Source organism: Chitinophaga sp. YR627 (assembly GCF_900114995.1).
Classification (GTDB): domain Bacteria; phylum Bacteroidota; class Bacteroidia; order Chitinophagales; family Chitinophagaceae; genus Chitinophaga.
On record NZ_FOUX01000001.1, the window covers coordinates 667,249 to 691,210 of the forward strand.

General features: G+C 46.5%; 26 protein-coding genes. 13 read left to right on the forward strand and 13 right to left on the reverse strand.

Annotated elements, in window-relative coordinates:
• Positions 1-67: 67 nt before the first annotated feature.
• Positions 68-1,618 (reverse strand): CotH kinase family protein, encoded by a 1,551-nt coding sequence (locus BMZ72_RS02285; RefSeq protein ID WP_089804845.1) that lies wholly within the window; start codon positions 1,616-1,618, stop codon positions 68-70.
• Between the two features lie 254 nt (positions 1,619-1,872).
• Positions 1,873-2,358 carry a dual specificity protein phosphatase family protein gene (locus BMZ72_RS02290; RefSeq protein WP_089804847.1) on the reverse strand — a complete coding sequence of 162 codons (486 nt, stop codon included), beginning with the start codon at positions 2,356-2,358 and terminating at the stop codon, positions 1,873-1,875.
• A gap of 188 nt (positions 2,359-2,546) precedes the next feature.
• Between BMZ72_RS02290 and BMZ72_RS02295 the strand changes: the two genes are divergently transcribed.
• The 3 genes from BMZ72_RS02295 to BMZ72_RS02305 all read left to right on the forward strand — a co-directional run bounded on the left by BMZ72_RS02295 (position 2,547) and on the right by BMZ72_RS02305 (position 6,333).
• Positions 2,547-2,777 (forward strand): hypothetical protein, encoded by a 231-nt coding sequence (locus BMZ72_RS02295; protein ID WP_089804849.1) that lies wholly within the window; start codon positions 2,547-2,549, stop codon positions 2,775-2,777.
• Positions 2,778-3,096: 319 nt separating this feature from the next.
• Positions 3,097-3,330: a hypothetical protein gene (locus BMZ72_RS36235; RefSeq protein ID WP_143087568.1), complete on the forward strand. Its 234-nt coding sequence runs from the start codon at positions 3,097-3,099 to the stop codon at positions 3,328-3,330.
• 255 nt (positions 3,331-3,585) lie between these two features.
• Positions 3,586-6,333, forward strand: coding sequence for a galactose-binding domain-containing protein (locus BMZ72_RS02305; protein WP_089804853.1), 2,748 nt, complete (start codon positions 3,586-3,588; stop codon positions 6,331-6,333).
• A gap of 58 nt (positions 6,334-6,391) precedes the next feature.
• Here the strand turns inward: BMZ72_RS02305 and BMZ72_RS02310 are convergent, their stop codons facing one another.
• Complete coding sequence (locus tag BMZ72_RS02310) at positions 6,392-7,492, reverse strand: nucleotidyltransferase family protein (protein ID WP_143087569.1); 1,101 nt, start codon at positions 7,490-7,492, stop codon at positions 6,392-6,394.
• Between the two features lie 4 nt (positions 7,493-7,496).
• Positions 7,497-7,796 carry a PqqD family peptide modification chaperone gene (locus tag BMZ72_RS02315; RefSeq protein ID WP_089807171.1) on the reverse strand — a complete coding sequence of 100 codons (300 nt, stop codon included), beginning with the start codon at positions 7,794-7,796 and terminating at the stop codon, positions 7,497-7,499.
• A 135-nt stretch (positions 7,797-7,931) separates the two neighbouring features.
• On the opposite strand from BMZ72_RS02315, the gene BMZ72_RS02320 reads away from it, so the two are divergent.
• The 5 genes from BMZ72_RS02320 to BMZ72_RS36900 all read left to right on the forward strand — a co-directional run bounded on the left by BMZ72_RS02320 (position 7,932) and on the right by BMZ72_RS36900 (position 11,509).
• On the forward strand, positions 7,932-8,768 hold the full coding sequence (locus tag BMZ72_RS02320) for a phosphoenolpyruvate carboxykinase (ATP) (RefSeq protein WP_143087570.1): 837 nt from the start codon (positions 7,932-7,934) through the stop codon (positions 8,766-8,768).
• A 2-nt stretch (positions 8,769-8,770) separates the two neighbouring features.
• Positions 8,771-9,178, forward strand: a complete 408-nt coding sequence (locus BMZ72_RS02325; protein WP_177222658.1) for a lasso peptide biosynthesis B2 protein — start codon at positions 8,771-8,773, stop codon at positions 9,176-9,178.
• A gap of 3 nt (positions 9,179-9,181) precedes the next feature.
• Entirely contained in the window at positions 9,182-11,023 is a 1,842-nt protein-coding gene (locus BMZ72_RS02330) for an asparagine synthetase B family protein (RefSeq protein WP_089804862.1), read from the forward strand.
• 226 nt (positions 11,024-11,249) lie between these two features.
• Positions 11,250-11,387, forward strand: a complete 138-nt coding sequence (locus BMZ72_RS36770; protein ID WP_218155191.1) for a hypothetical protein — start codon at positions 11,250-11,252, stop codon at positions 11,385-11,387.
• A complete protein-coding gene (locus BMZ72_RS36900; RefSeq protein ID WP_255373080.1) occupies positions 11,384-11,509 on the forward strand; it encodes a hypothetical protein in 126 nt (41 codons plus the stop codon). Before BMZ72_RS36770 ends, BMZ72_RS36900 begins: the two co-directional genes overlap by 4 nt.
• 3 nt (positions 11,510-11,512) lie before the next feature.
• Here BMZ72_RS36900 and BMZ72_RS02335 read toward each other — a convergent pair whose 3' ends face one another.
• The 6 genes from BMZ72_RS02335 to BMZ72_RS02360 form a co-directional block, all read right to left on the reverse strand.
• Positions 11,513-12,418, reverse strand: coding sequence for a methionyl-tRNA formyltransferase (locus BMZ72_RS02335; RefSeq protein WP_089804864.1), 906 nt, complete (start codon positions 12,416-12,418; stop codon positions 11,513-11,515).
• Between the two features lie 8 nt (positions 12,419-12,426).
• Positions 12,427-13,005, reverse strand: coding sequence for a phage tail protein (locus tag BMZ72_RS02340; protein WP_089804867.1), 579 nt, complete (start codon positions 13,003-13,005; stop codon positions 12,427-12,429).
• Between the two features lie 24 nt (positions 13,006-13,029).
• Positions 13,030-13,581: a phage tail protein gene (locus tag BMZ72_RS02345; RefSeq protein ID WP_089804869.1), complete on the reverse strand. Its 552-nt coding sequence runs from the start codon at positions 13,579-13,581 to the stop codon at positions 13,030-13,032.
• A 41-nt stretch (positions 13,582-13,622) separates the two neighbouring features.
• On the reverse strand, positions 13,623-14,177 hold the full coding sequence (locus BMZ72_RS02350; protein ID WP_089804871.1) for a phage tail protein: 555 nt from the start codon (positions 14,175-14,177) through the stop codon (positions 13,623-13,625).
• Between the two features lie 271 nt (positions 14,178-14,448).
• Entirely contained in the window at positions 14,449-15,030 is a 582-nt protein-coding gene (locus BMZ72_RS02355; RefSeq protein ID WP_089804873.1) for a TetR/AcrR family transcriptional regulator, read from the reverse strand.
• Between the two features lie 48 nt (positions 15,031-15,078).
• A complete protein-coding gene (locus tag BMZ72_RS02360; RefSeq protein ID WP_089804876.1) occupies positions 15,079-15,828 on the reverse strand; it encodes an SDR family oxidoreductase in 750 nt (249 codons plus the stop codon).
• Between the two features lie 600 nt (positions 15,829-16,428).
• On the opposite strand from BMZ72_RS02360, the gene BMZ72_RS36240 reads away from it, so the two are divergent.
• Positions 16,429-16,923 (forward strand): hypothetical protein, encoded by a 495-nt coding sequence (locus tag BMZ72_RS36240; protein WP_143087571.1) that lies wholly within the window; start codon positions 16,429-16,431, stop codon positions 16,921-16,923.
• Between the two features lie 93 nt (positions 16,924-17,016).
• Here the strand turns inward: BMZ72_RS36240 and BMZ72_RS02375 are convergent, their stop codons facing one another.
• Positions 17,017-17,460, reverse strand: coding sequence for a hypothetical protein (locus BMZ72_RS02375; RefSeq protein ID WP_089804882.1), 444 nt, complete (start codon positions 17,458-17,460; stop codon positions 17,017-17,019).
• 88 nt (positions 17,461-17,548) lie between these two features.
• Complete coding sequence (locus BMZ72_RS02380; RefSeq protein WP_089804884.1) at positions 17,549-18,844, reverse strand: hypothetical protein; 1,296 nt, start codon at positions 18,842-18,844, stop codon at positions 17,549-17,551.
• 125 nt (positions 18,845-18,969) lie between these two features.
• On the opposite strand from BMZ72_RS02380, the gene BMZ72_RS02385 reads away from it, so the two are divergent.
• Positions 18,970-20,097, forward strand: a complete 1,128-nt coding sequence (locus BMZ72_RS02385; RefSeq protein ID WP_089804886.1) for a hypothetical protein — start codon at positions 18,970-18,972, stop codon at positions 20,095-20,097.
• A 61-nt stretch (positions 20,098-20,158) separates the two neighbouring features.
• On the opposite strand, the gene BMZ72_RS02390 is transcribed toward BMZ72_RS02385, so the two are convergent.
• Complete coding sequence (locus tag BMZ72_RS02390; protein ID WP_089804888.1) at positions 20,159-20,650, reverse strand: DinB family protein; 492 nt, start codon at positions 20,648-20,650, stop codon at positions 20,159-20,161.
• Positions 20,651-20,756: 106 nt separating this feature from the next.
• On the opposite strand from BMZ72_RS02390, the gene BMZ72_RS02395 reads away from it, so the two are divergent.
• From BMZ72_RS02395 to BMZ72_RS02405, 3 genes are all read left to right on the forward strand, one after another.
• Positions 20,757-21,164, forward strand: coding sequence for a hypothetical protein (locus BMZ72_RS02395; RefSeq protein WP_089804890.1), 408 nt, complete (start codon positions 20,757-20,759; stop codon positions 21,162-21,164).
• Positions 21,165-21,193: 29 nt separating this feature from the next.
• Positions 21,194-22,960: a hypothetical protein gene (locus BMZ72_RS02400; RefSeq protein ID WP_143087572.1), complete on the forward strand. Its 1,767-nt coding sequence runs from the start codon at positions 21,194-21,196 to the stop codon at positions 22,958-22,960.
• Positions 22,961-23,342: 382 nt separating this feature from the next.
• Positions 23,343-23,762 (forward strand): response regulator, encoded by a 420-nt coding sequence (locus BMZ72_RS02405; protein WP_089804894.1) that lies wholly within the window; start codon positions 23,343-23,345, stop codon positions 23,760-23,762.
• The last annotated feature ends 200 nt before the right edge of the window (positions 23,763-23,962 follow it).

A 23,962-nucleotide genomic window follows, 5' to 3' on the forward strand; every position in this document is an offset into this window, starting at 1 on the left:
TAATCAATGGGATCGGGATAGTGAAACAAATGGAACTGTCCGGTTTTAATACAGTATTTGTCCGTTTTTACAATTTGTTTATTTCAGCATCCATCCACTTTATCCGTTTAGCGAGCCAGTCTTTCATATACTGTACTTCCGAATCATATGATCCCAGTGATACGGCGTTGGGCCAGGTATAGTCATAGAGGAGGTCCCATTTGTTGAAATTCTCCTGTTGGGAATATTTCAGTTGTGCGGCACTCTCGTTGATGAAAGTGTATAAGGTGCTGATCTGCGTGGTTTTGAGCGCATTCCATCTGCCCTTTACCTGATTTACAAACACCGGATCGTCAAATAATCTGTTGATCCAGACTGCATTTTTCACCCACCATCCTTCCGGAATATTGTTGCCATTGTAGGTGATATTGCCCAATGCCAGGTCAAAGTCCCATATGGGTCCCATGGAGAGTTTCGCATTTTTGTCCTTGTACATGAATACACTGCTGAAAAAAACAGCATCGTTGTTTTTCAGCAGCTCATTGACCAGGAACCAGTTAATGAAAGTAGATGCATTGATATACTTGCTGTAGCCTTCCACGGGATCGGCAAAGCCCGGACTATACAATGTGTTTTCTGTTTGCTGGATGTAATTTCTGATGTAGTCGAGTTGAGCGGATGTAATATCCTCCGGTGATTTGATCGTAAAGGGCACCTGCAACTGACTTCTGAACCAGACTGTTTCATCCAGCCGTTCATCGACTTCCAGCAGATAACCGCCACTGATATCTGTAGAGGAAGACTTCAGTTCGGGGATATTGACCCGTGTAGCCCCAACCTCTACCTGGTCAGTGAGCAGGTAATTGCCCATAAATTCTCCGTTCAGGATGACTTCTACAAAGCGGGCACGGGGCGTAAAGGCCGCCTCAAACCGGCGGCCGATTTCCAGCGCCAGATAGTTGCGCAGTAAGGTCTTGTCGGCAAAATTGGCGAGCAATACCCATTTTTTAGCAGCGGGCATCCCAAGCATTTCTGTTTTGCTATTTAGCTTGATACGGTAAGGCTTTTTTGGCATGTTCCAGGTGCTGCTGCCCCGGCCTCTCATTTCCAGTTGCATATTGGTGACGGTCTGCGGATACTTTGTATTGGCGTCTATCGTCATGCTGCCTTTTACATAGTCCTCTTTTGATACAACCGGCGCTTCCGTTTCAATATAAAGTATAGGCAGACCGGTGAATGTAAAGAGTTGTAACGTATAGTCTTTTGTGGTGTTATCAGCTGCTTTTACCGTAAATGTGAGCGGGCGGCTGAAATCATTACTGGTGATGCCGGTTTGTTGTACAACCCCATTGACAGTTACAGATGTACCATTGGAGGTAAACGTGGCAATCAATGACTTGTTACTACTGAGGTAGGGGATACAACCGCTGATATGGTCTTCGTAGACATGGCAGACGACGTCCCTTACCAGTTGCTGTGGATTGTTCTTTGCTTCAAACGTGAATGACAGTATTTCTTTTGCGGAAGGCACGACAGTATCTGCTATCGATTCGCTGGTCAGCTGTGGTGCATCCTCTTTTCTGCAGGCAGGCAGTACAGTACATAGTAAAACCAAAATGGCGTAGATGTTTCTGGTCATAAGTAGGAGATATTATCCGGGCATAGCCGGGTGAAAGTGGATTGGCGCTGGTGATTTCGGTTGTGCTGTCTTTATTGGTTCTGTCTGGTGGCAAATTTGGCGCATAGCTCGTTAGCTGCGCACGACGTTAATCATGGACATGGAATAATAAGCTGTTATACTGGCAAAATACTAACGGATAAGAATGGTCAATCGGGGCGCCTGATAGCTATCAGCGCCCTGAAGGTAAGTTTTTTTATAACAGGATGTTTTATTTAAATAGAGAGCAGATTTGCCCAATATCTTTCCATATAGCCCGAAATACCTCTGCCAGGGGTATACGCAGCGTAAATGGTGTTAAAATCGTTTCTAGCCATATCATAGGTAGCATTACCTATCGCCTTTTTACGCGCCATGTACAGCAGGGCAATGGAAGGGGAACGGGATATACCCCAGTTACAGTGTACGAGTACTTTTTTGTCGTGGATATGCCGCTCGATGAACAACATGGATCTTTCCATAATGGGATGGGTGTACTGGGGAGATAGTTCCTGGTCCATATCCACCATATTCAGATACAGGTGACGGTCACCATGGAGGTGCATCAGGTAGGAGGGGTGACTGGCCTTCAGATTGCCGCTGTAACCAACCGCCTGCCGGTGACAGGGTTCCTTACAGGCATGAATGATGGCAAAGCCTGGAGTCACCTGCTGACAGTCTGTGTTAGTTCCTACATATAGATTCTCAAATACCTGTATCATGAAATTTCCTTACTTATTGCGACCTAAAAATACATAAACCTGTCAATACACCACATTTGTTATTGTGGCGATTTCGGGTAATACATGCATGGATCGCGCCAGATATCGTTTGTTTCAAATATTTGGAGAAAAATATATCTTGCGGATTGCCTGCTTCATTATATAGTAACCTAAGCAGGCCGATCTCTATGCTTATTTTTTTTATCGCCGTGAGGCTTGTACAGTTGCTGAAGATCTCCGATAAACAAAAGAAAAGCTTATTAGTGGCAGTTGCGACAGGTGAAATGATCCTGATCAGTTGCTCAAAGCATCAGCTGTCAGGCCTGCCGTTAAATATGGCTGTTATCTACGGTCTGGTAGCAGCCGGGACTATTTTCTTTTATGATATGGACCCGGTGAAGTCATCCGCTTCCCGCTGATAAACAGCCATCGGGAGGTCTTTCCGATGAATAAGCGACGACCTGGCGCCGGTGAAGAGGTGGACTTGATCAGAACAATTCCTGATATTTAAAAGAACTTATGTCTATGCCATTAGTACAGTATATCACCCAAAAGCTACGTTTTCACAGTAATGATTTTGAATATGCGAGAAATGTCTGGCTGACGACCATAATATTGGGTGCACTAATATTCGGAATATTGATGTTTATAAATATGAGGTCAGACGTCCGTTCTCCTGGTCTGTACGAAATCCCCGTTTTTATAATATTTGCCACCTCAATAGCTTTTATATGTTCAGTGCCCGCATTTTTTCTCTATTGTATTACGGTGATGATCATCAATGCAAGAAGCTGGGACGTTTTCTGGAAGAAATCTCTGCTGATGTTGATAATACTCATTGAATTAGCCGGCAGTCTGACCATTTTTGTGGGAAGAGGTCTGACTGACAAGTTCGTTTTACTGATATTTATTGCCAATGCCGTTGTTATCATTCCGGCCTCTTTTTTCTACAAACTCAAACCAACAGTATAATAAAGCTCACATATTCCATCCCCATAACCTCCTTCCCTGAAAAACCTCCGCAGCAGTAGCCATCTCCCTGTTGTATATCCCCGTTTTTTTAATTAAATTTCAATAAACCCTTCTCCACTTCAAGACAGATCGCAGAAACAATTAAAAAAGATGGCAATTCCACGATTCAGGGCAGCCCACAGTCCACCTGTGCCCGTCCGGAAACCCACGTCACGTTATTAAACTAAATCTCGAAGTAACCAAACTGAAAACCACATGAAAACACTTTTAAGCCTCAGCGTAGCACTGCTACTATGCTGTACTGTACGCGCCCAGAACTGGACTCTCATCTGGAGTGATGAATTCAACGGTCCTTCCCTTGATCTTACAAAATGGTCTTATGAAACAGGTACCGGTGTCAACGGAGACTTTGGTACCGGTCAGCTGGATCGTGCAACCAATCGCATAGAGAACGTTGGTATTGAATCCGGTATCGCCGGAGCCAATGGCAATGTGCTCAGAATATCCACGAGAAAAGAATTTTATATTGATCGTAACTATACCAGCGGCAGGATCAATTCTAATGGAAAGGCCAGCTGGGGTCCTCAGCACAGAATTGTAGCCAGGGTATGGCCCAAAGGTGTACGCACCATGGGACAGGGCTTCGCCTTCTGGATGATGCCTGATGAATTGCCGCAGGGGCAGAGCACTATCAGCTGGCCCCAGGGTGGAGAGATCGATATCATGGAGTATGTCGGTAGCATTCCCACTTTTAACCTAGGTTCCACGCACTATGCCTGGGCATGGAATAATAACCAGTGGGCCGATTGGAACCATGGTCACCAGGGCGGTTATTACAGTTTCGCAGAACAACAGGCGCCTGATAATCCGGAGTATATCCGGGTAGATCTGGGTGCAGTTGTATCAGTGGACAGGGTAGAGCTGAGCTGGGAGAATACCGGTAAGTCCTTCAAAATCCAGACATCTACGGACGGTACCACCTGGTCAGACGCTTATACGACAACAGCCGGTGATGGCGGTATTGACAATATCACCTTCGGCGCCAGGAATGCGCGTTTCGTCAGAATGTACGGTACGCAGCGCTCCAACGACTGGGGCTATTCACTCTTCGAATTTCAGGTATTTGGTGGCAGCAGTGCTAATCTTGCATTAAACAAGCCTGCTGTAGCCTCTTCTACCCAGGGAGCCGATGTCGCTGCCGGATTAGCATTTGATGGTTCCGCGACGACCCGTTGGAGCAGTTCCCTGAGAAACCCTGATTACCAGTGTTGTGCGCAGTCTTCCACCACTGATCCTGCAGTAGCCGCTAATGGCTGGCACGAGTATGGGATAGACTGGTTTGCCGACAGAATGGAGTTCTTTGTAGATGGTAACGTTTATCATATCCATTATTTTGAAGATGGCGCCGCCTTTGCCGCTGATGGTCAGAACGAAGCTCAGGTACAGGTGATCAATGGTAAACGCGTCCGCAAATCGGAGTTCTCCAACCTCTATTCCGAATGGCATCCTTTCGAACATAAAATGTACGCTATCCTGAGCGTAGGCGTAGGCGGCAGTGGCAATACCTATGGAGGTCCGATCGTGGATCAGGCTATCTTCCCTGCTGATGTGTACATCGACTGGGTAAGGGTGTATTCCAATGGTATTACCTATAATCCTCCGCCGGTAGTCGCGCTGACAGCGCCAACCGGTACAGAAACCTATGCAGCGCCGGGTAACATTACCCTGACCGCTACCGCCAGCGACCGTGATGGTGGTACTATTTCTTCTGTGACATTCTACAACGGTACAGCTGTCATCGGTACTGATAACTCCGCTCCATACAGCGTTCAGTGGAATAATGTAGCGGCAGGTAGCTATACCATCACCGCAAAAGCAACTGATAATGGTGGTGCTACTGCCACCTCTAACGCGGTGACAATTGCCGTGAATGGCACAAGCTCTAATCTGGCCCTGAACAGACCTGGTACCGCTTCCAGTGTAACCGGTGCTTTTGCGGCTTCCAATGCGTTCGACGCCAGTGCCACTAGCCGTTGGGAAAGTGCCTATGCGGATCCGCAATGGATCTATGTAGACCTCGGTAATACCTACAATGTGAACCGTGTGAAGATCACCTGGGAACCAGCCATGGGTAAAGACTACCGTATAGAGATCTCCAATGACCTCAACAACTGGCAATTGCTGAAGACGGTGACAGGTAATACCGCTTTGGTGAACGACTGGACAGCACTCTCTGGTTCCGGCAGGTATGTAAGGGTATATGGAACGGCGCGTGGTACGCAATACGGCTATTCCATCTTTGGTATGGAAGTTTATGGTTCCGGTGCGTCTACTTCCGCCAATATTGCCCTGAATAAAACCGGTACCGCGTCCAGTGTAACAGGCGTATTTAATGCCAATAATGCATTTGATGCAGATGCGGGCTCCCGTTGGGAAAGTGCCTATACAGACCCGCAATGGATCTATGTAGACCTGGGAGGTAACTATAACGTCAATCGGGTGAAAGTAACCTGGGAAACGGCTTTAGGGAGAGATTACCGTGTTGAGATCTCCACTGATCTCAATAACTGGCAGGTGCTGAAGACGGTGACCGCTAATACCGCTCTTGCTAACGACTGGACAGGCCTCTCCGGTACCGGACGTTATGTTCGTATCTATGGAACGGCCAGAGGTACACAATGGGGTTATTCCATCTTCTCAACAGAGGTCTATGGCAGCGCAGCTTCACTGCCTGCCAATACCCAGGCGGCACTCAAACCAGCTGAAGATAAGATCATCACAGCGAAGTTCAGAGGCTATCCTAATCCTGTTGTAAATAACTACAATGTAGAAGGTGTGGAAGACCGTTCCCATGTAACAGTGCTTTATATGGATGGTACGCCTGCATTAAGAACACAGGTAACTGGTGCGAAGATCGATCTGAGTCAGCTGAAGGCCGGTATGTACATCATCCGGATCTTTGGTAAAGAGGGTGTGATCAACCAGAAGATCATTAAACAATAATTCTACCAGCGAATACTGTCTTGAAGCAAAAGGCTGTCCGTCAAAAGCGGGCGGCCTTTTATTTTTTCTGCTTCAGCAGATTGGAGGCGAGTCTGACCGGCTTGGTGAAATAGTAGAGGAAATAAGGCAATTGCAGGGCTGCTATATCATTGGCATTTGGCCGGAGCAGGTGGGTCAGATAACGGTGCGTGATACGCCATTTGGCGGAGATATCCGCAGCGAGTGACAACCGCACACGGGCCTGTTGCAGCAGGGTGTAGGACTGTCCTGCCCGGGCTTGTAATCTGTGTGCCAGTAACTGGTAGGTATTGTTGTGCGCCGGAGGGGCCGCTGTCTCGAATCCCAATAAACTGGCCGCCAGTTGTTGCCATAGCAATTCATATGGACGTAATGCTGCAGGTACTGAAAAGGGGCCTTTCTGGTACAACAATATCATATCCATCAATGAACGGAGATGCGGGAAAAAGTCGCTGGCGCCATTGTTGACCACCATCAGTTTGTAATAGTCTTCAGCGGTATATGCTCTTTGCAGGTAATCAGTTCCCAGCAGACCGGCAAATGAATATTGCAGGTCCATCAGTCCGTGGGTCGGGCGGTAATGAAATTCAAAAGAGAATCTCCGACCCCGCTGACAAGCTTTCCCGAATGTCACCTCTTTGATATGCCGCTGAAAATGGGCGGGATATTTTCTGTAGTATTTTTCATGATACATGTCATAACCTTCCATCTGCATGAGGGCGGTTACACGGTCTGCCTGTCGCTCATCGATAATAATATCGATATCAGTAAACTCCCGCATACCGATATCACGGTACAGCAGTAAGGCATAATCCGTTCCTTTATAGTGTCTGGCGGCGATACCCTGTTCCTGCAACAGGCTGATAATACGCGCAGCTTCCTGGTGCCGGTCAACGGCAAACAACAGGAATTCCCGGCAATAAGCCCTGAATTGTTGCAGGGTTGCTGCAGGTACGTCAGCAGACAACTTACTTAGGACCTTAAATACCAGTGGCCTCATCCTGTGTTTCGTGCTCAGCTGATATACCTGCTGCCACTGGACCGGGTGCTGGTTTATAAAGGCTTTGAGATCGGAGATGGCGCTGGTTTGCAGATATACCCTACAGCATAGTACTACTACAGTGACTTCGTTGTTCAGCATGAGGTTAATCAACAATCAGCATCCTGTGCTGCATCATCTTTTGAAGAAAAAGAAGGGTTTCCTGCTCGCAGAGTTGCATACTGATCGCATATTCCTGCATCAGTGCGTTTACGACATCATGAATAGCTACAGGCTGTTCCAGTTTTTCCCAGATAGCGCTGCCGACAGCATTGAGACCTATGTATTGTCCGTTATGGATGTCCATCAGGACGACTTCTTCTCCAATGCGGCTTACCAGGAAATTTCGCTCGTTTCGTCGCACGATCGTTTCCTTACAGAGGGACGTTTGTACACTTTGTGACATATGTTTAAACATTAATGATAAGTTGCGTGTATATAGTATTGGTAACATAAAATGACCCGAAATAGTTTAACCTACATGCACAAATATTGGGGCTTCGGCCTGTTGATTTCGTCCGGAATTGAATTCCCTGAACTGATGCCTGCATCATCCCCGCATACAGATGTAACCATTACAATCGATGTAATTCCACAAATCTATGCGACAGCCACTTTCAGTACAGGACGTATTACGTATTATATGAATGATCGTGAACTGATCTTTACGGTGGGAGATCTTGCGTCTTATTATATCGCTGATGGTAACAGGGTTATTATTTCCCCATTAACAACAGAAGTAGAAGACCGTTTCTTACGGATGTTTGTACTGGCTGGCGCCATGGCGGGTATATTACAGCAACGCAAACAGCTGCCCCTGCATGCTGCGGGTATTGTGATGGAAGATGGACTGACACTGATCAGCGGACATTCAGGCGCGGGTAAGTCTACCACGCTTGCGGGCCTGCAGGAAAGAGGATACCGCATTTTTACAGATGATGTCACTGTCTTAAGACAATTGCCCGATGACGATTGCGTCCGGGGAATAGCGTCTTATCCCATGCTGAAACTCTGGGAACAATCCCTGCAAACTCTGCAATGGAATGACCGCTCTTTTCCGGTAATGCCGGGTATGGAGAAATATGGTATATTCTTTCACCAGCATTTTGATACACAGCATTATCCTGTCAGAAAAATAATACTGCTCTCTGCAGGGGAGGTCGATAAAATTCAGCATGAAGCGTTAAGTGGGAGTAAAGCTTTTACCCATATTGTGCAACATATCTATAAAGAGGTGTTATTCCGGCAACCTGCTACCCGGGCATTGTGTTTTGATACGATCAGCGCAATGACCAGACACGCAGAGACACATCTGATAAGACGTCCCTCGGTTTGTGACCCGGAACATTTGCTGAACACGGTAACAGCCTTGTTATGAAAATGAAACGCATATTTAAAGCATCTTTTCTGTTTGCAGAAGCCTGGATGTACCTGGGCGTGGCACGCGCGATGCTGCTATTTATGCCTTTCCGGAAAATAGCGCCCATGCTGGGGGAATCTATCTATACAGATACGGCTGCTTTACCTTCTTCCCTGCGGCCGCAACGGATCAGGGCTGCTATCACCAGAGCAGCATCCTGCGCTCCCTGGCGTACGAAGTGTTTTGAACAGGCCCTGGCAGGTAAACTGATGCTACGTTACAGAAGAATGCCCGGTGTTATTTTCTTTGGTGTCAATAAGGCCGGCACAGAGCTGAAAGCACATGCCTGGCTGGAATCAGAAGGCGTCATCATCACAGGGGCAAAAGGAATAGAACAGTATACAGTTATCGCACGTTTTAAAAACTGAACCATGAGCGCGATCTATGGTATTATACATAAGAATGGAGATCCGGTATCGCAGGAAACTGCGCATATCATGGCCAGTGCCATGCGACACCGTGCGATAGATGGAGAAGGCAGCTGGCATGAAGAGAATGTTGTGCTGGGGCAGTGTATGCTGACATTTAAGGCAGCAGATAAATCCTGGCCGATGCCGCTTGTAACAGATGATCTGGTCATAGTAGCGGATATTCGTATTGATAATGGTCCCTATATACGTAAACTCACCAACTCACCCAAAGAGGCGACCGATATAGAACTATTGCTGGCAGCGTTCCGTATGTGGGGACAGCATTGCGTGTATTATTTCAATGGAGAATTTGCTTTTGGTATATGGGAGCGGGAGCATAACCGGTTGTTTCTGGCAACAGATCGTGTAGGTTTCAAATCACTTTACTATTATGATACGCCGGATATGTTTATTTTCTGTACAGAGCAGAAAGGACTGCTGGCAGTAAAACCATTACCGCATTATTTCAATGAAGAAAGTCTCATTACTTACCACTTCCGTGATGGCGATCCCGTGGCCACACATACAAAGTATGTGTATGCGTTATTGGGAGGCTATGGGTTGACCCTGGAAGACCGGTGTATGCGGCAGGTACGCTACTGGAATCCATCACCGGGTAAATACAGTTTTGATGACGGAGAAGAATGTGCCTGGGAAATGCGGAACCTGCTTACAACTGTGGTAAAGAACAGGATCAGCACAGACCGTCCGATAGGTATTACACTCAGCGGCGGACTGGACTCTTCCTCGATCGCCTGTTTGCTGGCAAAGGAACTGGCCGCCGTCAACAAGCCCTTATATGCATTCTCTTCAGTACTGCCAGAAACGGCACAGGGAAAGGATGAGAGAGCCTATATAGAACGGATACTCCGGCATTGTCCGAATATCATTCCAACGTTTGTAGATGCGCCTGCCTGTGGTCCGTTTGATGATATCAGCGATGCATTTGACCGTGACGGAACATTTCCCAATCCATTCTTCTACATGGACCATGCAATATTGCGGGCAGCAAAGGAAAAAGGAGTGGGGGTCCTGTTCACCGGTTACGGAGGCGATCACTGGGTATCGTGGCAGGGGCATACTGTTATTTACAATATGCTTGCTGCAGGCCGTTATCAGCTGGTTTATCAGTTGATCATGGAGTTTGCGGAACAGGAACAACGACATCCCTTACAGATCGTTAAAAGAGAACTGGCCGCTCAGACTTCCATTTATCGTGCATTGCGGGGAGGGAGACGAAAATCGCTCAACGGTACCGCATTACGTAAAGAATTTATCCGCAAATATAAACAGATGATCGATCTGCGTCCGGTAACAGATGTTTTCGCTGCTATGATGGATAATGTCACGAATGGCCGTGTTGGATTATTGCCGGCGCTGCTCTCGAACCGGAATGAAGCATATGGTATCATCTCCGCTGTCCCGCTGCTCGACAGGACCGTGCTGGAGTACATGATGGATGTGCCCGATCAGATGTTCGTGTATAACGGTCATAAACGTAGCCTGATACGACATGCCATGGAAGGCATTGTTCCTGATGAAGTAATCTGGAGAAAGGATAAAGGCAAGTATTCGCCTGATTTTATGGCGCGCAGCCAGGCCGGGATACCACGAACGGGCGCGATCATACAATCGCCTGAATACGCGCTGGCATTCGATAAATACCTCTCGGGACCTGCCATGTCTCAGCTGGCGGACGGTAATGAATTATCTGCTATCAGACTGATACAGGGTGTTATATGTAGCGAGGTAATTTCTGTTCTGCAAAAAAATGGGTATCTGTTTGATGGAAACTTTTCTTAACTTCAGTTCATTCCAATCTAATATCACATATGAAAAACGAAACAACTCAATTAAAGACCTCATGGGAGACACCTGATATGACAGTGCTTCCTATTAATGAAATTACATTAGGCGCAGGAGCCGCTGGTACAGATTTCGGATCCGAAATCAGTGTCTGATTTATTACTGTCTGGGTTTCCAGACAGTAATCCATTTTCTTCCATTCCACTTAATCCTGACTCACGTAATGAAAAACAATACGCAACAACTGCTACTTACCTGGGAAACGCCAGAAATGGTCGTACTACCCATTCATGACGTTACACTTGGCGAAGCTGGATCCGGTTCAGATTTTGCCGCCGAATGGGAAGTCAGTGCCGGATGAAAAACGATATATCTTCACATCTGCTTACCTGGGAATCCCCTGACATGACAGTGCTCCCCATTAATGAGGTAACACTTGGTTACTGGTACTTCGGCGGTGATGTATTTGGAGAATTAAGTTAAGACTTATCCCAGTTTAATACCCTGCCGTATGCCGTACATACCTGCATAATAAACGGGTATATATCCATCCTGCAGGTACAGCATGTTTGTTTTGATGGTTGTGCCGCCCGCGCAGGCAATATGGAAGATGTCATCCTGTACCAGTATGGTACCAGGAGCAGCATCCGTCTGTGTTCCTGTGGGGGTGCCGTCCATCAGTTTTAATTCCTGTCCGTTAAAGATCGTAATAGCGCCTCTGTTCCATGGATTGCATGCCCGTATCAGATTACTTACCTCAACTGGCGTCATCTTTTCCCAATTGATCATCACATCCTGTAGCTGTGGCCGTTTGTAATATTTCGCAGGCGTATTTCCGTTATTAATTTCGGGAAGCGGCAGGCGTTGCTGTATGGCTCCCATGATAGTCCAGACGCCTTCAATGCAGAATTGTGCACATAACTGGTTGACCATGGCATAGTGATAATGCGGCTGGTCCGGAATGCTCTTTGCCCATACGACTGTACCCGCATCAAATTTTTCAGATAGTACATGTATGGTGAATCCCAGTGTGGGTTGTCCGGTTTTTAGTTGCCAGAATACAGGTGATGGTCCGCGGAAGGAAGGTAACGGACCGCTATGGATATTAAAAGCGGGTATTCCCCCGAAACGCCTTATATCCAGCAGATAACGGTATCCGTAGACAAATACGACTTCCGGCCTGGTCGTTTCCAGCCAGTAGTAGACGTCTGTATCAGGGTCTCTTTCCGTCTGCATGGGCAGTTTGGTGGTATGGATAAATGCCTGTACTTTCTGTTGAGCGACAATGTCTTCTGTCGGTGAAAAGAAAATACACACTTGCATGCCATGGCTTGCAAGTGTGTAGGCGAGGGGAATGAAATAATCGCTGCCTGTTATAATTCCTACTTTCATATTTTGTCTTAAGAGCTTGGATAGATACCGTACAAAGCTATAATATAATTTATTGTTACGTATGGCATCATATTGTCGTGTGCCTGTGTGCCACCTATAGGGGTGATAGAAGCAGGGTCCATCAGGGCATTGGGAATGGTTGTACCACCGCCTGGCAAAGGAAGTGTGGTATACAGGTTGACATCCGGATAGGCAGTTGGACCGGTATTGTTATTACCATTTGTAGCAGCCAGCATGTTGTTGACAGGATCGCCGGTAGTGGCAGTGGTATTGACTGCCATCAGCGGATGTGTATGATTGGGAATATTACTTGTCAGCAGCGTAATATTAGGGCTGCCAGCTGCCTGGCCGAGGATATAGTTGCCGCTACCGCCAGTAGGGGAGATTTGACCGATACTGATTGGTACTCTTACACGCAGATCAGGCAGGGCAAAGGTCGTAATGCCATCCCCGCCGTATTGTGTACCGATCAGGCTGAATAGCGCATCATACTGACTGATGGCTAGCAGGCTTCCATTACATACGGACCAGTTCACAGGCGCAAAGTTGCCCGCAAATAATCTGATCTCTCCCAGATAATTATCCATAAAATCTTTTTAGAGGTTTGACATTTAGTTGCGTGAAGGGAATATGCCTTGTGTTGCGATGCAGTAGATAAGGGTCAGGTACGGCATCCTGTTATCATGCGGAAGGCCACCGCCCGTTGCTGTTACAGAAGGAGCCATCTCTACCAGAGGGGTCGTCGCAGGGGCAAAGAGATTGACAGTGCCGGTGTTTTGTCCCGGTTGTGTCGGACTGCTGGGGGTGTTTGCGTTACCGAAGTAGTTTGTATTGGGACTACCCTGATCGTAAGAAACATTCACTTTCACAGGATGGGAGTGTGGAGCCAGGTTATTAGGCACTAGTGTAACGGTTTCCGTACCGGCGGCTTCGCCGATATTATAGACCGTACCAGTGGTACTCTGGCCTGTACCGACAATCGCACGGCCATTTAGATTGGGTAACATAAAGTTAGTAGTGCCATTGCCGCCATAGTAGACGCCCAGTAATGCAAAAAGCGCCTGGTTTTGGGCAATAGCCAGTGTTTGTCCGCTACAGGATACCCAGCCTCTGGGGATGTGTGTATAAGGGAACAAACGGATCTCTCCGAGATAGTTTTCCATGGTTTAAGATGAAGATAAGGTGAGGAAATGTGGTGAAATGCTTACGGGTGTTGAGGGAACACACCACTGGCGCATATACAGTAGGTCATTGCCAGATAGGGGTCCATGTTATTATGAGGGACGCCGCCGCCTGCAATACCGATAGCCTGCGGATTTAATGTGGCGCCTGAAGTATTGTTGGAATAAGCAACAACACCTTTGCCTGGCCCGCTACTGAACGCATTCGTCAGATATGCATTGGGGCCTGGTTGTGAAATAGCCGCTGCCGTTTGTGCCAGACTGGTACGGACAACTGCCTGCATCATGTGCGTGTGCGCAGGTATGGTGGCCGTTGTCAGCGTGACGTTCTCACTGCCGCCCTTTACCCCGGGTACGCCGAATGAAGGGTTTTGCAGGTTGATGCCTATCGCTGCAACACCACGAAGATCAGGAACCGCGAAAGTAGTGGTGCCATTACCGCCGTAATTGGTACCCAGGATTGAAAACAGGGCAGGATTACTTTGAATGGAATAGATGGCGCCGTTACAGGGAAGCCATCCCGTAGGTGTAAAATTGAATCCAAAGGCTCTTATCTCGCCTATGTACGCATCTGCCATAAGGGGTGCTTTTTTTGGGTGAATAATAAATGATAAAAGATTACAAAATGTATGACTACATCAAAAAAGTGGAGTTAGCGCATTCTGTTTTTCATGGAACTGGTAATTACTTCAGGGAAACATTTTTTAACTCTGTAGCAGGTATATTTTTCTGTTTAAGTTATTTCTAAGTTAATGGAACTGAATGGGAAATAAAAATTTAAGGGGAAATAAAAGACTTTTTATTTCCCCTTAAATTCGGTAAATATATATTAATAGGTATGATGCCCGTTTAGCCGAGTACGGAAAGTGCCACTTTCACAATATCATCCAGCGACTTCTTATCCGGTCTTGCCTGTCCGCTGATACGCAGACCACTGTACGTATTGAAGAGATGTTTTGCGATCGCCTGCGGCGTAAAGGTTTTGCTGATCTCACCCTGTTGCTGCGCCTCCTTTACCCATTGCTGGAAAAGATGTTCCATGGCGTCTGTATTCTGTAACACCAACGTACCCACTTCTTCATCTACATTGGAAAGTTCTGTTGTGGTATTGACCATCAGACATCCATCCCTTTTATCATCCCGCAGGATAACATCCACCATGTATTTAAACGCGATCTTTATTTTCTTCAAAGGAGAACTGGTCCCGCCCACAGCCTGCATCAGCGATTTCTCCTGATCCGACAAATAATAGTTCAGACAACGCATGAACAGACTGTGCTTGTCGCCAAAAGAGTTGTACAAACTGGAACGACTCAATCCTGTTGCCCTGGTAAGATCATCCATCGACGTACCGTTATATCCCTTATGCCAGAATAATTCGGTCGCTTTCTGTAACACTGTTGCTTCATTGAATAATACTTCTTTAGGCATCGTACGATAGTTTGTTTGGAATAGTCGTTCCAAATGTACGAAAAAAAATTATAATGTACTCATGCCACCGTCTGCAATCAGCTCAGCACCCAGCAGGAAAGTGGAGTCATCAGAAGCCAGGAAGAGGACTGTTTTTGCGATTTCTTCCGGCGTACCAAAACGGCCCATAGGTATGCTGGATAATATGCCGCTGGCAGTAGCAGACAATTGCTCTTCGGACAGACCCAGTTTGCCATAAAGCGGTGTAGAAACCGGACCAGGACTTACGGCATTCACGCGGATCTTTTTGCTCAGGAATTCTGCGGAAAGATTTCTGATCAACGTTAACTGCGCCGCTTTACTCGCTGCATAAACAGCGGCATTCGCCATACCGATATGTGCATTGATAGAAGTGTTCAGTACGATAGAAGCGCCTTCTTTCAGTAAAGGCAGTAATTGCTGTACGGTGAAATAAGAACCTTTCACGTTAATGTTGAACTGTTCATCAAAGAAAGCCTCATCCGCATTTTCAATAGGGGAAAATTTTGCTACGCCTGCATTCAGGAATATAATGTCGATCACCGGATGTATGGCTGCTACCTGTGCCTGTAACTGTTTGATGTCTTTCATACTGCCTGTATCAGAGACAATACCCTTTGCTGACTGACCCAGTTCTGCAACCGCTTTGTCCACTGACTCCTTATTACGGCCCGTAATGATCACCTGTGCGCCTTCTGCAATGAAAAGCTGTGCTGTTGCAAAACCAATACCGCTGTTACCGCCGGTAATTACTGCCACTTTATTCTGTAACCTGTTCATAAAACTTGATTTAATTGTGAGTTGTTGTTGATGATTTAAATTTCCCTTTGTTTGTTTGGAACGATCGTTCCGGATGTAAAATTAAGTATGTGGAACGAATGTTCCAAATAAAGTTTTATAAAAGCCATAAGAACGGAAATGGAAAAGTTGAAATGTACAATTGGGGATGTTTTTTGGATCAATGGCCAGAGAGACGGGAGTGGTCTTTTATAGCGCAATTGCTGCTGTCTGATAGCTGCTTTCTCCTTAAGTTTTTTAATACCCCTTTAAAACGGACAGCACAATGGAAAGACAGCAGACGTTTCCCTTCCTGCTCTATTCAATTAAGATTATATTTTATATGACATGCCTGTTAACATTAAAACCACACAACATGCAGGACCAACTGACAACCCCGGCCGGTACCCAGGCTACTGCCCTTAGCACAGCATCTATGAGATCTCCCGTGAAATCGCGGTGAAATGGCGTCGTAAATGGGAAGCCCAAGACCTCCTTTTGGTGAAATCAGAAGACAACATCTGGTGGTAAAAAAGAAAAAGACCATTCTTTATCAGAGAATGGTCTTTTTTTTCGTTAAATTAGGAGTAACCTGATTTTCCGATGTCCGAAACTGTAACACATCCGTCCGCTACGGCGGAGGAACCATCGTCCCTACCTTTATTTGAGACGAATCTTTTTTTTGGTGATCTGCTGATCTGCATATCCTTTGCCACAATATCTGTCATTGCGGCCATCGTCTGTATGTATCTCATGTCACCCACTTCATGGGGCGGCCAGCTCACCATGGCGCTCTTCTTCCTGTTAATTGCCGGCTGGATCCTTTTTACGCCGCATACCTTCCATCTGTATGGCGACAAACTGGTGGTTAAGAAGCCCCTGACACACCTGTCAGGTACTACTACGGTTATTCCGTTGTCGGCGATCAGACAGGTCCAGTTCACCCGCTTCAGCGGTCCGCGAAGAGGCACTTTTATGCGGATTAAAACACATGGCAAAACCATCGAGTACCGCATTACAGACAGACCATATATTGATGATATGATCTGGCATCTGCAGCAACTCGGTGTGAAAGCCAGAAGGAATAGTATCTCCTGACCTGAGAACCGGTGGACAGTGATAAGCCATTCATGGTGTAGATGTCAGAAGGATCGCCCCTCCTGAGTATACTTTCCTGTGACGCCTTCGCGCCTATTCCTCACCAGGATGGTCCTGGAAATCCACAAAGTCTTGTATCGCACTTCTGGTTACATCATCCAGCTCCGGATGCTGGAGCAATGAATGCATTTTCTCCACCAGTGTCTTATGTTCCAGGTAGTTCTGATCGGCGTTTGTCAGCCGGTTCAGCATCCATACCGTCAGTGGGGTAGGGCGTCTGTCCAGTGAAGCAAAAAGCGGTTCATGATAGAATTCATGGAAGGATTCCAGCGTGTGCGCCAGTGGTCCGGGAGAGCCGTAATCAAGATGCGGATGCTTTTCTATCAGCCGGAAAATAGGTTCTATCGCTTTGTCTTTATCAGCATTGTGTTTCAGCGCGTCCATCAGTTCGTAGAAATAAGAGATATTGTCATCATCAGAACGCCCGTCAGGCTCAAAGGAGGTAAGTGCCTTGATAATCTCATCAGTTGTCATCATGGAATTGTTAAGGGTTTGAAACGTGAAAACTATCAGTTGTGTGTAAGCAGGGTTAATGATTTAAATGTAGGAAAATTTACCGAAAGCATCACAAGTTAATCACCCGTTCCCCGTTTGAAAAATGGGTGTCTTTTACCGCTCCGGGTCCCTGAAACCGATATTGCACACCGACTATATCCGTAGCCATATAATCCGCTTTAAAAGCGCAGGCTACTTCTCCATCGACCAGGATCCGCACCTGTTTATCTTTCGCTTCCACCTGCAGCCGTACCCACTCATGGAGATCCCTGCCAAACTTTGACAGGTCAGTATCTTTACTTTCCAGAAACCGGTTACCCGCCCGCAGAAAAAGCGCTCCTTCACAACCCTTTGCACATAGCGGAATAATAAACACGTCGTTCTTGCAGAGGATCAATACCTCTATCCGCTGACAGGCAGCCGCGCCTATACTATAAGTGCTTTTTATCCTGGTATCAAAACGAAAATCGTCGCTCCGTAGTCCGCCCATATCTTCCACATAAAAGAAACGGAGGTCCGGGAGCTCCGGCTGCATCTGAATATTATAGGCATCCAGCATCTCTTTGTCCACCATCACGATACTATCACGCAGGAATTCCTTTTTTGCAAAATAAACCGGCACCTTCTGTTGATCGGCGAGTGCCAGCCAGCCATTGGAACTGATCATCAGATCATGTTCCTTTACGATCTCTTTCCCGACCATCAGCTTCGCCCTGAAATAACCGGGATAATAGTAAATGGAGGAATACTCCTTCTGGTCTTTGGGGACCGCAAATTTCCGGCTGATGTCCCATGACTGAGAGATATACACTGTATCCTTACCCGCAGCACTGGCGTCATATCTGAAAATTACCGAATTCGGTATCCCTTTCAGGACGGTCTTATTACTGCTGAACTGATAGTTCGCACGCCGGTCAGGGGTTGTTGTCCGGCCGTCTGAACGAAGTCCGAGATACAGCACAAAAGCCAGCGGCAACATGGCCAATCCCCATAAAGGCCAACGCCGTCCCTGACGCCTTTCCTCCTGTGGAGGGGTAGCGGGTATTGCAGGAATGATCCTCACCGGTTCGTTTTCCTGTTTTTCTTCCGGCTCTGGTTGTGCTCTTAATGAACTCCAGTCTTCAAAACCGGCATATCGGGCTAAGGTATTCAGCGTTGTCGTTGCCGGCGTATTCGTATAAGACAATTTCCCCCATAACCGCTTTAAAGTGGTCACGCTCAACACAACGCCGGTTACTTCCTGGATGGATTCACTCAGTTTTTCAAAATCATAGGTCGTCCACCTGTCACTGCTACCCCGGTTGAACCGCTTCTCTGCCAGTGTTAGACAATATTGTATGTGATCTGTTTCTAAATTGTTTTCCATTTGATAATGAGTTTGTTATCTCCGTGAACAGACTTGCACAAACTTGAACATTCTTTGAATTGATGTCAAGTTACTTATTATTCAGCTTTGCGGCATTATCATCTGAAAACTTAAAACGACAGACCATGTACAAGACATCCGCCTTTTTAGTATTGCTGCTTTGCTCCCTTATTGCCGCCGCACAACCCAGGGTGAGCAGACAACAGGGCAAATCATTATCCGCACCACAAAGAAACAGTATTGCATTAACGCCCGACAACTGGGAAGTTAAACCTAACTCCGTTGAATTCCTGACCTGGCAATCTGTCCCTGCCATGAAAATAACAAGCAGCGACGGCTCGGCCGTACTCAAAGGGATAGATTTCACCGACGGGACCATCGAGTACGATATGGACCCCGTTGATCCGCGTTTTACATCCATGTACTTCAGACAAAGTTCCACAGATGAAAGGGAATGCTTTTACTTCCGTACCAAAGCTGCCGGTAATAACATGGCCATGGATGCCATCCAGTATGCGCCATTTATCGCAGGTGTCAACCTCTGGGACATGCTGCCAGGTTATCAGGGTAATGCGACCTATGAAAGGGGGAAATGGAACCACGTTAAACTGGTCATCTCCGGAAAACAGATGTGGGTATACATCAATGATACCGCCCGTGCTGCACTAAAGGTTCCCCGCCTGGAAGCCAATGCAAAACATGGCAGTATCGGTTTTGAAGGCCAGGTCATCATTGCTAATCTCGTGATCCGGCCAGGTGATACCGGTGGCCTTTCTCCTGTTGAATCGCCTGACCCTACCGATAGTGATCCGCGTTATCTCCGTGCATGGAAAGTTACCAGTCCCCTGGTGACAACCAAAGATGTAGACTTCAGCAGCAGTTTTATGCCGGCAAAGGAAGCGGCCTGGGAGGATATCTGGACAGAAAGAGGTGGGTTGGTGAACCTGACCCGCAAATTTGGGATGAGTAAGGAACGTCGTATCGTATGGCTGAAGACCAGCATCCATGCGGAGAAACAACAACTGAAAAAGCTTAACCTGGGTTTCAGTGATGAAGTATGGGTATTTATCAATGGTAAATACCTGTATGTGGACAAGAACCTGTACGGTATGCCGATCATGAAAACGCCTGAAGGCAGGTGTTCCATTGAAAATACAGCCTTTAGCGTTCCGCTGAACGAAGGCGATAACGAACTGCTCATCGGCATCGCCAATAGCTTCTACGGCTGGGGGATTATTGCGCGACTCGATTAAGTAGTGGAAGAATGATGTAGTAAGGCTGTCCTTCCGTCAGGTGGACAGCCTTGCCCTTCTTTCAGGATACCGTCCCCAGTATGATCCTGAATTGCTCAATCTGCCGCCTGTGCCGCATCACATGTACGATGGCATGTTCCATCAGTTGCTCGATATCATATATCTGCCCCCAGCGGGTCAGGATCTTTTTATCGTTGTCCGGCTGTTCCAGTTCGCTGTCCTTAATATCCTGGAAGACCATCTGCGTGAATGCAAAGGCTTCCTGCAGCTCCCTGATATAGTCGTTTACGGTTGGATGGTAACGTTTCTCCGGTCTCACCATCTGATAACCGTAGGCGTGCAGAATATAGATCGCATAGCTATGCGCAGAATTGACCACATGCGACAGGACCGTTTGTATAGAACGACAGTTGTCGTCCTGTGTATGAGGGTCAGTAACTGTTGTTAACTCCCTGTTGCTGAGGCCTGTTATCGTTTGTTGCAATTCCCCGATAACCCGCTCATATTCATCTAATAAAGCGCCCTTTGCTCCCTGTCTGTAAACTTTATTCATACGGTGTCTTATATATTAGAATTTTTGTGTTATAATATTGGAATTCCCGTTTAATTATCTATTTTCATGTTTTCCCCCCAATGCTGACACACTTAACAAACTGTAAATGCAAAATTATGTAGAGCTTCCCACAGCCGAAGCCGAGGCACTAAAAGTTTTTCAGGATCTGCTGGATCAACCTGACCAGCTTTTATTACTGATTTTGGGAGACGACGAGGTGGCTGCTGAAGCAAATGATACAGCCAACTTTATCAGGTCCAGGATCGGTAAAACAGGAATGGGAATGTATGACATGGTCATCTTTTTACGGGTGACCAATCCCCAGGTCATTCTTCCGGTACTAAAGAAAATGGAATGGCATCCGCGTGTCAAGCCATCCGACTATGACAGTTTTGTGCTGTTGTCTATTTCTCCATTCAGGAACGTTATTTCAGAAGGCGTTACCAAAGCTCGTTTTATGAAAGGCAGAGGTAGTATGCATACCGCTGTCATGACTGCTTACGCCAATGGCTGAGGCCCTGTTTACCTTAATGAAAATCCAATATGCGACGTCTACTATTGCCATGTGCCATACTGTTCCCTGTACTGTTAGGTAGCAGTGCTGTTGCACAGTCTATCCTGACTATCCGGGAAACAGACCAGAATAATAAAACCTACGACAATAAAAATAACGCCGATATCAATAGCCGGCTGACCATCCGTTTTGACCGCTCTGCGTTTATCCGGAAGGTGAATACAGCGGGTATTGGTAATCCACTACCAGAAGATGCCGTTAGCCTCCTCAATGTACTATATGAAGGAACAAGAAAGGTTGATATATGGGCTAAAGGAATGGAAGATGCTGTCCGCCAGCATGTACGCGGCGATAAAAACAGTCTGCCGGCCTTCCTGGAAAAGACTTCTTCTATTGCCCAGGAAATCACCACTGTCTTTGACCGTGATCCGGCTACGCGTGATTACTTCGAAGCCTACGACGATGTAACCGATATATGGGGAGGTATCACCTACGCCCTGAATAAGCGTATTGCCGATCTGGAAAAGCAACTGACTGATGGCGGTGCTTACAACGATGTCCGCGTACAGATCGGTGGATGGCTGATGCATAATAACCAGCCTTCTCCGCTGCATTTCAACGGACTGGATGATAATCCGCAGGGAGAGTACTATGAAGTGCAACGCTGGAAGTTCACTCTGTCTGACGCACAGCTTTCCCAGCTGGAAGACATCCAGAAATGGGTAAAAAGCAGTCAGCAGCGGGAAATGAATGTCAATGAGATCCTACGGGGCGAATATGTACGGCAGTTCACCGATATCCTGCAGCAAAGACTGAAAGCAGACTACGAAGACTTCAGAAAAGAAGGAGAGAAGGTACTGAGCACTTTGCAGGATGAACAGATCATTACAGATATACAGCAGGCACTGGCACAGGGAGAACTGATCAAGTCCCTGCTGAATGAAAAAGTGAAGTATTACCAGGCCCTCGATAATACCAGTAAGTTTGAATTATCCGGATTTATGTCGCGTTTGCAGTCAGACGTTACAAGCATAAATGGGGAATTCACCAAAATGAAAGGGCTGCTGACAGCCATAAAAACAGATATTCCGGCAGCTTCCGCAGCTGTACAGACGCAATGTGCTAATCTGTTGTCGCTGGCTTCCGGTAAAGTGACCGCACTGGCTGATATGGTGATTCCCGATGATGTATTGCAATTCGGTAAAGAAGAAAGAAAGCTCGCAGAACTGGCGCTCCGTTTCTCTGACAAGGTATTTTCCTTGGCTTTAGGGAATATCCCTTCAGAGGCTACCACTGACCTGCTTTATTCCGGTTATCGGGAATCAGGCGACAGGGTAGTGATCAAAATGCAGGTGACCAACGGTAGTTCGAAAAGGAACCTGATGGAAGAAACGCATAGTCTGACCTTATACCGTATTCTTGCCCATATAGAGGCGACTGTCGGCGTGATCTTCGCACATCCGCTAAAGACAACGAAGATCGAAAAGGATGTCCAGATGGCTCCTTATTATAACGTTCTGTTTAAAGGGATATTGGGGATGAGTCAAAAATGGAAACGTAATTCTTCGCTGCCGAATAACCTGCTGGACCTGAACTTTGGTTTACACGTGTCTTCTCCTGATTTTGATAAGGACGATGTACCCGAATTAGGCCTTGGCGTGGTAGCCTCCACATTACATGATTATTTGCAGGTAGGTTGGGCGTATAACCTGTTTTATGGTGCGCATTATGTATTTGTGGGCTTCAGACTGCCTATTCCTACTATGAGTCTGGGTGGTAATGCAGGCGCCAGATAACACGCTTTAATCCTACAGTTATATACAATAAAAGGCTTTCGTACTTACACGAAAGCCTTTTTTATGTTCTAACCCATGGAAAAGCGATGTTGTACGAATGATCCTTCGCCTGGTTCTTTATCAAACAGATAACCAGTCAGCGTGATTTATTCATGTAACCGCTGCTGATATCAGATAATCATATGGTTATATTTCATAACGATGGTCATTAATGATGACAACCTGCATAAGAATATCTCATTGTGCTCAACAACCGGGAGGGGTTATTGTTTACTATATATGTAGTAGCATATTATGGGGAAATTTGCATGTCAATTTTGGCATGACTAATGCAGCTGTGTACACAAATTGTACTATTATCTCCATGTAAATTATTAGTGATATGGCAAAGTATGGTCCGCTGCTGATACTCGAAGACGATGAAGATGACAGGGAATTATATCAGAATGTCCTGAAGGAGCTGGGATTGCGTAATACGATCCATTTTTTCGATTCGGGAGATGCCCTGTTATCTTTTCTGGAAGAGACAACAGAGAAGCCGCTGGTGATCATTGCGGATATCAATGTACCAAGGATGAACGGCCTGGAATTGAGACGCCGGATCGATCAGGATGAGGTGCTCAGAAAGAAGAGCATTCCTTTTGTATTTCTCACAACAATAGAGTCTAAGGAGATCGTTGATGAAGTATATGACCTCACCGTACAGGGATACTTTATCAAGAAGCCATTTTACGACGATATAGCCAACCAGATCAGGGCAATTCTTGAATACTGGCTGATGGCAAGAAGTCCAAACGAATAAGACACACCAGTAAACACATCGGCGATTCCCCACCTCGTGCATTCCCTACACATCCTTATCTACTCATTTTTTGAATAGTATGTTTGTGCTTTTTTTTATGGACAACTGGCACTCAATATAATAGCAAGATGGGAGATTTATGTGCGTTGCAAAGAAAAGTTAAGATTTGAGCACGTATATAAATCGGTTCTAAATTTGCG